Source organism: Paenibacillus sp. AGC31 (genome assembly GCF_057334655.1).
Map to the genome: position 1 here is coordinate 90,720 of NZ_JBHFJH010000046.1, position 13,225 is coordinate 103,944.

Consider the following 13,225-nt stretch of genomic DNA (forward strand, 5'->3'; position numbering starts at 1 on the left):
GTTCCTTATCTTATAAACAAGCTGCAATAATCAGTGCGCCCACGATATGTAAAGCGCCAGAGAACAACCCGTATCCTGTCTTCCCTTGCTGAATTCCCGTATCCAGATCCAGATTGGCCCATTTGCGAATCATAAAGTGTACAACGCTCTCCAGAATCAACAAAATGATAAAGGATACAACGGAGACCAGCAATGCCTCTCCAAGATGACCAGCTGTAGAAATGGACGTAGCGAGTACATACCCTTGTGCAAATAATTTCATCACCATACGTGTGGTTACTGCCATATTGCCAGCCTTAACTTCAGCAAAATCCTTATATTTCGTGAACAGTGAATCTACATACATCAAGACAAACAGCAAAACCGAACCAGATCCGGTCCAGACCAACATCGCCAAAATATTCAAATCCATTTACACAGCCCCCACATATCAACATGAACCGCATTTAAAAGCGAAGGAGAAATGCTCTTCTCCTCCGCTGGTTAACCCTGCTGACAACCAAGGTATTAGTTCTTATTATCGTACTGTTTCATCAATGCTGCGAGTTCGTCTTCAACAGCTTGATCTTTACCCAACTTCTCGAACTCTTCATCCAAAGACTTGCCTTTGGAAGACATTTCGTTACTTGCTTCTGCCTGTGCTTCCATCTGCATCATTTTCTCTTCCATACGCTTCATACCAGCACTTGCAGTATCAGAGCCAAACCCATTCAACGCTTTGTTGATTTCCGTTTGGGCTTTTGCTGCATTGTAGCGGGCTACCAGTGTTTCACGTTTGTTCTTCATTTGAGTCAGTTGCTTACGCATCTCGTCGAGCTTGCCACGCAGGTTATCTGCAGAAGCCTTGTTTTGGTCATAGCTGGTTTTATACTCAGCCATCTTCTCTTCAGCAGCCTTTTTCTCTTCCAGAGCACGTCGAGCCAAATCCAGATTCTGAGCACGTGCCGCCGTATGCGCCTGCTCTTCACGTTTCTTCACAAGAGCTTCCTGCTCTTCGAATAACTGCTTGAATTTCTTCTCAATGGCGATTTGTTGAGCTACTGCTTTCTCCGCATCTTCCAGATCCTCTTGCATGTCGCGGATATATTGGTCCGTCATCTTGATTGGATCTTCCGCCTTGTCAATAATGGCGTTTATGTTAGACATGGTTAGATCACGCAAACGTTTGAAAATGGACATTATGTTATTCCTCCTAGTCGATATTACATCGTATATAAACATACATACGTAACAATCTACAACTCGTTTCAATTTTAGCAAATAAAATCAAAACATTCGATGACTCTTACGTCAGGAAGATCGTTTATCTTTGATCAGATGATCTTCCATCAACCTCTCTGCAGTCTGCACGATTTCGTCGATCTGCATCCGCGTGATGGAATCAAAATGAATACCCATGATCACCGTAACGGTTACTTTCAGCTGCTGGGCAGCCTTCCGGGCAAGCCGCTCACACAGTTCTTGTTCCTTATGACCGGGAATATGTACCGTCGTCCCGCTTACGCGCTCATGATCTACATAGAATGTGGCTGCGGCGCCAATATGCGCCTTTCCTCCCGTAACGAGAAAAACCTTATCTTCTCCTGCTTCAATCACCTGTAAACGTATGGATTTCAAATCATATGTACTCATACCCATCCACCTATCCTTTTCTATATGTTATATATGGAGGAATTATGGCTTTCATGAGCTACATCGGCAATGAAAATTCTCACACTACGCATAACTTATGGATAGCCCGGGCATACCAAAGAGAACGTCATTTTGGAAAAGGAGGCCGTTATTATGCGCGTACGCCTCATTATGCTGATGGTTATCGTTATTTTTCTCGGAGGGTATCATGCTCCAGTTTCATCGCGGGATGTTTCAAGCCCGCCAAGTGAATCCGTATCAGGTTCGGATTCTACGGAAGAAGAACAACTGACATTGGGACAGTTACGTCAAAAATATGCCGATACGTTCAAAACCAATGGTCCTTCAACAAAGAAGGTTGCACTGACTTTTGATGATGTACCTGATCCACGATTTACTCCACAAGTGCTGGATGTATTGAAGAAATACAATGTCAGAGCTACATTCTTCATCGTGGGTAGTCGTGCAGAGAAACATCCGGATCTGGTGAAACGCATCATTAAGGAAGGGCATATGGTTGGTAATCACAGCTACAATCATCCTGAATTCAGTAAGCTGTCGATGAATGCCTTTCGCAAACAAATTTTACATACCGGGGATATTATTCGACGTTTGGCGGGATATACGCCGAAGATGATTCGGCCGCCTTATGGAGACATTAATGAAGAACAGCTGAGATGGGCTGCCAAACAACACTATAGCATTGTGAACTGGAACGTAGACTCTCTGGACTGGAAAGGCCTTTCAAAGGAACAGGTGAAAGATAACATCCTGTCTGCCGTAAAACCAGGCTCCATCGTTCTGCAACATGCTGGAGGCGGTGTAGGATCAAACCTGAACGGCACAATTGAGGCTTTGCCTGAAATCATTGAGGAATTGCAAAAGCGCGGATATGAACTTGTCACCTTGGACGAAATGCTGGGATTGTCAAAGGCCAAAGATTAAGATGACGATGAAGAAATAAATGAGAATATTAAAAGGGTGCTGTTCAATCGCAAGTTTGCGACTGGCAGACACCCTGTTTGAATTCGTTAGATGTAATTAATTTTCTACTTCAGAATGTACAGCTCGATATCCTGAAATCCAAATGTGCTTACGGACTGTTTGCTACCCGGGATAAAGATATCAATCCGGTGACCCTTGATTGCACCGCCTACATCACGCGCTGTGGCTACAAAAGCCTGTTTTGGCAATCCTGGATGGCTGTGACCCGTTACCAGTACTTTGGTTCCGAGTGGAATTACACTTGGATCAACTGCAATCGTACCCAGTTCAAGGTCATTTCCGAAATAATCGACTGCACCCCAGCCTCCATTTTCAGACGGATCTGCAGAGTATGCCGTTGCTTTCACGTTCACAGCTTTGCTGTAATCGAATGTTTTACCCCAGGCTTGAACCACTTTGTTATCTGCGTTAACGTCCAAGCTTGCTGTAGTAACCGTTTTGGCTTGGGTCTTGCTCCCCGTCGCCGCGGCAGCTAGATTGTTTGCCTTACCGGGAATTGTAATTTTCAAACCACCATAAATATTGTAAGGTGAAATGTCGTTGTTTGCTTTAACCAACGTGTTCATTGCTACTCCATATTGTTTTGATAAGGTGTAGAAGGTATCCCCTTCTTTGGCCACATGAACTGAATCGGCGTGAGCCGGAACGGCTTGAATGAGCATTGCTGTTGTCATTAATGCTACTGCTGTTTTGGCTATACGTTTCTTGTTAATCATGGTCTTCCTCCCTCATTGTGCCTGCGAAGTTAGTTGTCGGATTCGGATGAGGAGCCCACCCTATAGGTTCTTCATTACATTTGAAACGTTATGTACCCCTAATTCACCCCAAGCAGTGTGCTGTAGATCTTCCCCCTGCACAAATCTGCATCGTTACATCCCCCGCACTCCCTGTCCGGAAGTTTCGGCAGAGTTCAATATATCACAATTTTGTAACCTGAACTTGTAGTAATTCTTACCAAATGGTTTTTTAGCATGTAAGCATATGTAAGAGTACTGGATACTTTAGAAATATTGGACGACCCGATTCCTTTACATTTGGTAACAGAATAGTTACTTTTCCGAATCCATACGTGATTATTAACCATAAAAAAATAGCGTCACCGACTCGAAGTCAGTAACGCTATTGATCACTTTCATTTAGAGTACTTTGGCAAGAAAATCACGTGTACGTGAATTTTTCGGTGCTCCAAACACCTCATCAGGTGTTCCCTCTTCTACAATAACCCCGCCATCCATGAACAGGATCCGGTCTCCTACTTCACGTGCAAAACCCATCTCATGCGTTACAATGACCATAGTCATCCCACCTTCTGCAAGACGTTTCATGACATCCAACACTTCACCGACCATCTCGGGGTCCAGTGCCGAAGTAGGCTCGTCAAACAGCATGACATGCGGCTGCATAGCCAATGCTCTTGCAATAGCGATCCGCTGCTTCTGTCCACCGGACAGCTGATTCGGGAATGTATCTTTTTTATCGTACAAGCCCACAGTGTTAAGCAGATCAGCAGCAATTTTCTCCGCTTCCTGCGTGGATTGTTTCTTCACTTTAATCGGAGCAATCGTGATGTTTTGCTGTACCGTTTTGTGTGGGAACAGGTTGAAATGCTGGAACACCATGCCCATTTTTTCCCGAGTTGCATTAATGTTGTGCTTGGGGTCCGTAATTGAAACACCTTCAAAATCGATTTCACCTGATGTAGGTTGTTCCAAGAGGTTCAGACAACGCAAGAATGTACTTTTACCTGAACCGGAAGGACCGATAACCACGACAACCTCGCCTTTGCCAATCGTCACATTAATGCCCTTAAGCACATCGTTATTTCCATAAGATTTGTGTAATTGTCTAACGTCTATCACTTGCACTCAACTTCCTTTCCAGTCGTCCCAGCAGCTTGGACAAAATAAACGTCATTACAAAGTAGATGGCTGCTGCAATCAAAAATGGACTCAAGCCTTGGTACGTAATGTTCTTGACTACACTTGCCTGATACATAATGTCCACCATACCGATAACAGAGATAATGGAGGATTCCTTGATAATCGTTATGAATTCATTACCAATTGCCGGCAATACGGCCTTGAAAGCCTGTGGCAATATGATGTAACGCATGGCTGCACCTCTGCCCATTCCGAGGGAGCGAGCTGCCTCCAACTGACCACGATCTACACCTTGAATACCCGCACGGAAAATCTCTGCCAGATAAGCACCACTATTAATGGAAAGCGTGATGATACCTGCCTGAAGGGCAGTGAAGTTAATGCCAAAGCTCAGGGAGAAACCATAGTAAATAATCATCAACTGTACCAACATCGGTGTGCCACGTATCACTTCAACGTAAGCAGTACCGATCCAGCGCAAGATTGCAGCGTCATGCAAACGGAACAAACAGATGATCAATCCAATAATTACCCCGAAGATAACCCCAAGTGCAGACAACAGAAGTGTGTATCCTACACCTGTAGCATAGAAACTTTTGTACTCCCAGAATACTTGGAAAATATTTTGTGATTTGTTCGCTTTATCCGCCATCAAGAGGCTGGCGTCCGTCACCATCTGATTGATTTTATCTTCACTTTTCAGTCGCTCCAGTGTTCCATTTACTGCAGCTAGCAGCTCGGTATTACCTTTACGAATCCCGATTGCCGCTTCTGCTTGCTCTTCGTCCGGAACAGCAGCAGCAAGTCCAATGATATCGTCCAGATAACCTGCAGCAACGGTATCTTCAACGATTGCCGCGTCAATGCGTTTTGTTTGCAGTTGAAGCACGATATCGGAGATTTTATCCAGCGCAGTAAGCTTCGCTCCTGGAATACTCTGTCCGATCGTTTCCTGAATGGAGCCTTTCTGAACGCCAATCTTCGCATTTTCAAGTTCTGCCATGGTTGGATATTGGTCTTTATCCACATTGCGAACCATAATCACTTGTTTTGATTTATAATAGGTGTCGGAAAAATCGATACTTTTCTTCCGTTCATCCGTCGGCGTCATACCTGAAATCACCAGATCAACACGCCCGCTCTGCAATGAAGGCAGAAGACCGTCGAAGCCCATATCCTCAATCACAAGCTCAGCGCCAAGATCTTTGGCAATCTCTTTGGCGATCTCAATATCGAAGCCGACGATTTCATCTTTACCATTAATCACTTTATGGAATTCGTATGGTGCAAAATCGGCACTTGTACCGAGCACCAGCTTTTTACTGCCTGAATTATCTGTAGTTCCACTTGCAAGTGCCACAGGAACGGCAGTTGTCAGCAGAACAACAAAGGTCAACAGCATCATGGTGTAACGACTTATTAATTTCAACCTTTTTCTCTCCCCTTACAATACTTTGTATGCTTCTCATGTTGATGACTGAGTCATTATAAAGTACAATGCATGATTATGCAATGCATTTTGACAATACAAATCTTGACTTGTTTCTGAAAAAATAAAGCAAACATGATATAATCAATAAATTATTTTCATTTTGCATAAGGAGTTTACTAATGACATCTAACAAATCACAGATCCTGACGGTTATTGATCAATATGCTTCCCGTTTTAAAGCCATTTCATCATATATCGGTGCCAACCCCGAACTGGGGAATGAAGAGTATCTTGCTTCTGCTCGTCTAAAAGAAGAACTGATCTATCACGGGTTCACTGTAGAGGCTCCAATCCTTGGACTGGAGACAGCCTTTATCGGAACCTATTCAGCCGCCAAACCCGGCCCTACCATTGCATTATTGTGTGAATATGACGCATTGCCGGAGATCGGTCATGCTTGTGGTCACCATCTGATCTGCATGATGAGTCTTGGGGCTGCTGTGGGGCTGAAATCCATTCTGGAAGAAGTCGGCGGAACAATTAAAGTGTTTGGTACACCCGCTGAGGAGACACGTGGTGCCAAAGTTCCGATGGCTGAAGCAGGTCTGTTCGATGACTGTGATGTCGCTCTCATGGCGCATCCGTATTATGCCTACGAAAAGTCAGGCAGTTCGCTGGCTATTGATGCTGTGCAATTTGAATTCCATGGCCGATCTTCACATGCTGCTGCAAGTCCGCACGAAGGTATTAATGCTCTTGATGCCGTCATTCAAACGTTCAACGGAATCAACGCATTCCGGCAACAAGTGAAAAGCACCGTTCGGATTCATGGTGTGATCAACAATGGAGGTCAGGCAGCAAATATCATTCCTGACTATGCTTCTGCGCAATTTTATGTACGGGCAGCAACTCGCAAAGAACTGAATATCCTCACAGAACGTGTAATTCAGATCGCTGAAGGTTCTGCTCTCCAGACAGGATGCAAGCTGGTGACATCCAACTATGAAACCTCCTATGACGAGATGGTTACCAATGAAGCATTCTCAGCTGCGTTTAGTCAAAATCTGATGGAACTTGGTATCCCACAAGAAGAGATAGTGAGTGGTAATGATCACGGCTCTATGGACATCGGTAACGTTTCCCTGAAATGTCCGGCAATCCATCCCTACATTCGGGTTGTAGACGAGGTGCATACCTTGCACTCCATAGCCTTCCGTGACCTTGCTCTTCAGGAACGCGCGCTGGATGGCATGATTCTGGGAGCAAAGGCACTTGCTACAACAGCCTATGACGTACTGAGCCAGCCAGAGCTGCTTCAAACCATCCGCACGGAGTTTGAGCAAGCTATTCGCTAAAATTCACTTTCAACATGTTATATAGGGGTGCCCTGAACAATCTTGAATCTCAAGTTGTTCAGGGCACCCTTTTTCTAAATTATCTGTAAGTATATTCAGCCCGAAGCTGGAAATGCTGTGAAAGAAACCTTTGAAAACGATGAAAACAACACATTTTATTACAGTAAATGTGATTCATTTGCTGGCTAACTTGGTTAATTATAACTATAAGTGCGTGTTCAAAAGACCGGTTTTCAGTACCGAGAAGATGGGATGAAGCTAGAAATGGAGTAGCGGAGCGTAGGCAAAACTACGTGAGCAACGGACATTTCGGCTGAATTCCATATTCGATGCCAATGATGCCGATAGGCATCACTTGTAATCAAAAGCGGGCTTTTGAACAACCTCTATAACTTATCCTATATTCAGGAGGTGCTGTCATGTTGCTCGAAGCCATGTATCATGTTCCTCGTGACAAGTGGGCTTATGCCTATAATTCGTCTACCATACATCTGCGCGTAAGAACCAAACGTAATGATGTGCAATACGTGACCGCACTGACCGGAGATAAGTACGATTGGAATGGAACTTACAAGGAGATTCAATTGGAGAAGGCTGCTTCTGATAATATGTTTGATTATTGGGAGGCTGCCGTCAGGCCACAATTCAAACGTCTCACCTATATATTTCGGATAACTGCCGGTTCAGAAGATGTTTTTCTAGCGGATAATGGAATTCATTATGAGACCCCCTATCCAACTGGAGGATATTATGAGTTCTCGTATATACATGAAATTGATGTGTTTAAGGTGCCCGAGTGGGCAAAAGAGGCCGTCTTTTATCAGATCATGACGGAACGGTTTGCTAATGGAGATCCCAAGCTGAATCCAAAAGAAACGCATGACTGGGGTGGCAAACCTGAGTTGGACAATTATTTTGGTGGAGATCTGCAAGGTGTGCTGGATCATCTGTATGACTTAACTGAACTTGGCGTAAACGCCATTTACTTTACCCCGTTATTCCAGGCCAATTCCTACCACAAATACGACACGATTGATTATAAAAAAGTCGACCCCCATTTCGGTGATAATACCCTGCTTAAACAATTGACAGAAGAATGTCATCGCCTGGGTATACGTGTAATGCTTGACGCGGTGTTTAACCATTGCAGCGAAGACTTCCCTCCTTTTCAAGACGTTCTCCAGAATGGAAAAAACTCTAAGTATGCCGACTGGTTCCACATCAATGAATATCCGGTTCAGATCAAGGATGGTATACCAACCTACGATACATTTGGGTTCTATGGCAACATGCCCAAGTTCAATACAGCCAACCCTGAGGTTAAGGCATATCTACTCGATGTAGCTGAGTACTGGATCAAAGAAATTAAGCTGGATGGGTGGCGTCTGGATGTAGCAAATGAGGTGGACAACCATTTCTGGCGTGATTTTCGCAAGGTTGTTAAGGCAGCGAATCCGGAAGCCTATATTGTTGGTGAAGTCTGGAGCGACTCCCTGACATGGCTCATGGGGGATCAATTCGATTCCGTCATGAATTATCCATTTGCCGACAAAGTGCTTCAGTTCTTCTGCGGTTCAATGGATGGGTATAACTTTGCCAACGAGATGGGTTCACTGATTATGCGCTATCCGCAACAAACCAACGAAGTGATCTTTAATATGTTGTGCAGCCACGATACCCCACGATTGCTTACAAGGTTAGGAGAAGACAAACGCCGTTTAAAATTGTCGGTTGTATTTCTTTTCACCTATATCGGCACACCTTGTATTTTCTACGGCGATGAGGTGGGAATTAGTGGTGATGCTGACCCGGATTGTCGAAAATGTATGGAATGGGACCCGGCCAAACAAGACAGAGAATTGTATGATTTCTATCGTCTGATGATCGATTTACGCAAAAGTAATGAAGCCCTGCGCAAAGGACGCTTCCGATTCCTCAAGGCTGATCACAATGATCCCTGTATCGTGTACGAGCGTGTGGATGACAACCTTCACTTTACCGTATGGATGAACAATACACCTCAAGATCGAACGCTTTCTCATCCTATGGAAACAAAAGACTGGAAAGATGCATTAACTGAAGAGCCTGTGTTTCCAGCCGATGGAATGATGAATATTAGGCTTGACCCCTATGGGTACCGCATTTTGTATAGACAGCTTGATCCGACAACCATCCAACACGGCTGAGGTTTAATTCTGAAGAATCATATAAAAGAAAAGAAAAACACTTCCATCGTCTCAGATGATACTTCATTCTGAACTTTGGAAGTGTTTTGTTTATTGGATTGAAAAAAGCCACAGCATGATATGCTGCGACTTTTTCAGGATTGCATTAGTTTACAGGGTCAAGTGTGATCCGACGATAAATGTCCATATATTCTTCAGCAGAGACGTTCCAGCTGTATTCTCCACCCATTGCATTCTTCACAATTTTCTTCCAGTGTTCTGGCTTTTTGTAGATCTCCTCAGCAAGCCGAATGGTATTCATCATGTCATGTGCATTAAAGCTTGTGAATGAGAAACCATTCCCTTCTCCAGTAAACTCATTGTATGCCTGCACAGTGTCGTTCAGACCGCCTGTTTCCCTTACGAGAGGCACACTACCGTACCGCAGAGCCAGCAGCTGACTAATACCACACGGCTCGAATCTGGATGGCATCAGGAAGATATCACTGCCTGCATAGAACCGACGGGATAACCCGTCGTTGAACTTGATCTGTGCAGACATTTTAAGTGGATAACGATTCGCGGCTTCACGGAACCAGTGTTCATACGCCTGCTCTCCTGTTCCCAGTACCGCGAATTGAATGTCATCATAATATAACAATTCATCCAGGATACGACAGACCAGATCAAGTCCTTTGGAATCCACAAGCCTTGTGACCATGACCATAAGGGGTACATCAGGTCGAACAGGCAAGCCAAGTTCCTTTTGCAGCTCAATTTTGTTTTCCGTTTTTTTGGACAGTCTTGTTCTGTATTTCACCGGGATTTTGGTGTCTGTAGCCGGGTTGTAACTCTTGGTATCAATGCCATTTACAATCCCGCTGAATCGATCTCCAAGTGAACTAAGCAGTCCGTCCAGACCGTATCCGTAATAAGATGTTTTCACTTCCTGTGCGTAAGTTGGACTAACGGTTGTTACATGGTCAGCGTAGACAATTCCAGCCTTCAGGAAGTTGACATTACCGTAATACTCGGCTCCATCCACGGTGAAATATCGATCGTCCAGCTCAAGGATATCACTGAATAACTCATGCGGGAATACCCCTTGGTACAACAAGTTATGTATGGTGAATACCGTACGAATATCACTGTAGAATGGATCGTGTCTGTAGTGTGCTTCAAGCACCAAAGGAATCATTCCTGCATGCCAGTCATGACTGTGCAGCACGTCAGGCTTGAACTCAATCTGTGGCAACACTTCGAGAACTGCACGGTTGAAGAAGGCGAAACGCTCGCCATCATCCATATAACCGTACACTCCATCACGCCCAAAATAATATTCATTATCCACAAAATATACTGGAATCCCATCATGAACCAGCATTTCTATTCCACAATAAGGTCTCCGCCAGCCAAGAGGCACATCCGTTGTAATTACGGGCTGTAACGCGTCTTTATACTCATCCGGAATCCCCTTGTATTTAGGCATAATCACCCGCACATCTGCCCCGCTCTTCTTCAATGCCAACGGGAGAGCACCGATTACGTCAGCAAGGCCTCCTGTTTTGATAAATGGATGTACTTCAGCAGCAGCAAATAGAATATTCATGCCTTTGTCCTCCTCTTCGGTTTGAGCGTATTGCTTTCATTATTATTCTTTGTTTTTGAACTGACGGAAGTTATACTCGCAGGTGATTCATCCGTTTTCCGACGCGTGTTCTTTTTTAGAATCACGATGCTAAGCGGAGGCAATACCAATTCGAGACTATGCGGATGCCCATGAAAAGGAATCTTTTCGGTGGGCAGTTGCATATCATTAGTAATGCCTGAACCGCCGTAAACGGAATGGTCACTGTTCAGTACTTCGGTATACATACCGGGACGCATGACACCAATCCGGTAACGCTCCCGCTTGACCGGCTGAAAGTTAATGAGCACAAGGAGTGTATCCGCAGGTTTTTTTCCTTTGCGTACGTATGAAATGACACTCTGGTCCTGATCATCCGGAGTGATCCATTCATAACCGTCCAAGGAATGATCAAGCTCCCACAAAGCTTTTTCACTCAAGTACAGGTTAGACAGCTCACGCTCAAACTTATGCAAATTGCGGTGACTGTCATAATCCAGCAAGAACCAGTCCAGTTGATCTTCATCTTTCCATTCGATGAACTGGCCAAAGTCTCCACCCATAAACAACAGCTTTTTCCCTGGGAAAGTCATAAAATAGCCCAGAAAAGCACGCATGCCGGCAAATTTCTGCTCATAGGTTCCTGGCATCTTGTCGAGGAGCGACTTTTTGCCATGAACAACCTCGTCATGTGACAGAGGTAGCACATAATTTTCAGCAAAGGAGTATACGACCGGGAAAGTCAGCAAATGATGTTTGGAAGGACGCTCATGAAAATCAGATTCCATGTAATCAAGCGTATCGTTCATCCAGCCCATGTTCCATTTGTAGTTGAAGCCCAGACCACCTTCATCTACAGGTAAAGTCACCATTGGCCATGCACTGGATTCTTCAGCCATCATCAATGCATAAGGGAAATACTTGAACACCGTCTGATTCAGCTGCTGCAAAAAAGCTACAGCTTCCTTGTTCTCAAGACCACCTTCATCATTGGTACGATATTGACCTGGCTGCTTCTCAAAATCAAGCCGAAGCATACTCGTAACCGCATCAACACGGAGTCCGTCAAAATGATACATCTCCATCCAATATAATGCATTGGAGATCAGAAATGAACGAATCTCAGGTTTCGAGTAGTCAAAGCTAAGAGTACCCCAGCCTGGCTTCTCTGCTAACATCGGGTCTGCATACTCATACAAAGGCGTACCATCAAACATACGCAACCCATGAGCATCTTTGGCAAAATGCGCTGGTACCCAATCCAGCAGAACTCCAATTCCAGCCTGATGTAGTGTATCCACCAGATACATCAGATCTTTGGGCTGTCCGTAACGGCTTGTTGGCGCGTAAAATCCAGTGTTTTGGTATCCCCACGAAAGATCATAAGGATGCTCACTAAGAGGCATCATCTCAACATGTGTATATTTCATTTCCAATAAGTAAGGAACAAGCAAATCAGCCATCTCTCGATAACTGTAGAGGCTTCCGTCTTCTTTGCGCTTCCAGGTTCCCATATGCATTTCATAAATATGTAGGGGTTTATTATACAGCCCGCGTTGTTTGCGTCTCCAGGCTCCATCATTCCATTTGTACCCTTCGATTGAACTGGTGACAGAGGCTGTCTGAGGTCGAACCTCCGCATGAAACGCATAAGGATCGGCTTTGAGCAATTCTGTTCCGTCTTCCGTTAATATACGGAACTTGTATAAAGTTCCTTCACTAATTTCCGGAAAAAAACGACTCCAAAATCCTGATTCGGGTATCTTATATAAAGGTTCCTTTTCACCTTTCCATCCATTACGGTCCAGAGCCAATCCTACTTCTGCGGCATTTGGTGCCCACACGGTAAAGCGATACCCCTGACGGCCATCGCAGATCTCAGGCTGTGCGCCCAAAATTCGATAACTGTGATGAAGGTTACCTTCATGAAATAAATAAATATGCTCCGGCAATATGTCCGGGTGTGCCAACGGTTGAATGGCCAAGAGATCACCTTCTTCTCAAGAAAATAGATATAACAGTAACCATTACCCCATTCTAGCCAAGTTGAAAAGAAAAATGCGGTGTCTTAGAAAATGTTGTCTTTTTTCTGAATTTTTACAGTAACAATCGTTTCATCTGCTCTACTT

The 13,225-nt window shown here is 44.4% G+C and carries 11 protein-coding genes and 1 riboswitch; of the genes, 3 read left to right on the top strand and 8 right to left on the bottom strand.

From position 1 onward, the window contains the following. Positions 1-10: 10 nt before the first annotated feature. From ACE04G_RS27610 to lpdD, 3 genes are all read right to left on the bottom strand, one after another. The gene (locus tag ACE04G_RS27610; protein ID WP_036613690.1) at positions 11-412 is read right to left on the bottom strand and encodes a DUF350 domain-containing protein; all 402 of its coding nucleotides are present in this window, start codon (positions 410-412) and stop codon (positions 11-13) included. A gap of 95 nt (positions 413-507) precedes the next feature. Further along, positions 508-1,179 (bottom strand): PspA/IM30 family protein, encoded by a 672-nt coding sequence (locus tag ACE04G_RS27615; RefSeq protein WP_076210133.1) that lies wholly within the window; start codon positions 1,177-1,179, stop codon positions 508-510. Positions 1,180-1,290: 111 nt separating this feature from the next. Further along, complete coding sequence (gene lpdD / locus ACE04G_RS27620) at positions 1,291-1,632, bottom strand: prenylated flavin chaperone LpdD (RefSeq protein WP_221821609.1); 342 nt, start codon at positions 1,630-1,632, stop codon at positions 1,291-1,293. A 153-nt stretch (positions 1,633-1,785) separates the two neighbouring features. Between lpdD and ACE04G_RS27625 the strand changes: the two genes are divergently transcribed. Further along, entirely contained in the window at positions 1,786-2,577 is a 792-nt protein-coding gene (locus ACE04G_RS27625; protein ID WP_449005485.1) for a polysaccharide deacetylase family protein, read from the top strand. 104 nt (positions 2,578-2,681) lie between these two features. On the opposite strand, the gene ACE04G_RS27630 is transcribed toward ACE04G_RS27625, so the two are convergent. The 3 genes from ACE04G_RS27630 to ACE04G_RS27640 form a co-directional block, all read right to left on the bottom strand. Further along, entirely contained in the window at positions 2,682-3,353 is a 672-nt protein-coding gene (locus ACE04G_RS27630) for a 3D domain-containing protein (protein ID WP_221821611.1), read from the bottom strand. A gap of 2 nt (positions 3,354-3,355) precedes the next feature. Further along, a riboswitch (cyclic di-AMP (ydaO/yuaA leader) is annotated at positions 3,356-3,553 on the bottom strand. A 220-nt stretch (positions 3,554-3,773) separates the two neighbouring features. Beyond that, entirely contained in the window at positions 3,774-4,496 is a 723-nt protein-coding gene (locus tag ACE04G_RS27635) for an amino acid ABC transporter ATP-binding protein (protein WP_017688094.1), read from the bottom strand. Continuing rightward, positions 4,483-5,919 (bottom strand): ABC transporter substrate-binding protein/permease, encoded by a 1,437-nt coding sequence (locus tag ACE04G_RS27640; RefSeq protein ID WP_397376263.1) that lies wholly within the window; start codon positions 5,917-5,919, stop codon positions 4,483-4,485. The genes ACE04G_RS27635 and ACE04G_RS27640 overlap by 14 nt, the downstream gene beginning before the upstream one ends. 209 nt (positions 5,920-6,128) lie before the next feature. Here ACE04G_RS27640 and ACE04G_RS27645 point away from each other — a divergent pair, with 209 nt between their 5' ends. Next, positions 6,129-7,304, top strand: coding sequence for a M20 family metallopeptidase (locus ACE04G_RS27645; RefSeq protein ID WP_221821614.1), 1,176 nt, complete (start codon positions 6,129-6,131; stop codon positions 7,302-7,304). A gap of 419 nt (positions 7,305-7,723) precedes the next feature. Then, positions 7,724-9,490: an alpha-glycosidase gene (locus tag ACE04G_RS27650; RefSeq protein ID WP_449005486.1), complete on the top strand. Its 1,767-nt coding sequence runs from the start codon at positions 7,724-7,726 to the stop codon at positions 9,488-9,490. Between the two features lie 145 nt (positions 9,491-9,635). On the opposite strand, the gene glgA is transcribed toward ACE04G_RS27650, so the two are convergent. Together glgA and glgB are read right to left on the bottom strand one after the other, a co-directional pair. Beyond that, positions 9,636-11,078, bottom strand: a complete 1,443-nt coding sequence (glgA, locus tag ACE04G_RS27655) for a glycogen synthase GlgA (RefSeq protein ID WP_449005487.1) — start codon at positions 11,076-11,078, stop codon at positions 9,636-9,638. Continuing rightward, positions 11,075-13,081 (bottom strand): 1,4-alpha-glucan branching protein GlgB, encoded by a 2,007-nt coding sequence (gene glgB, locus ACE04G_RS27660; RefSeq protein WP_449005488.1) that lies wholly within the window; start codon positions 13,079-13,081, stop codon positions 11,075-11,077. The genes glgA and glgB overlap by 4 nt, the downstream gene beginning before the upstream one ends. Positions 13,082-13,225 lie beyond the last annotated feature (144 nt).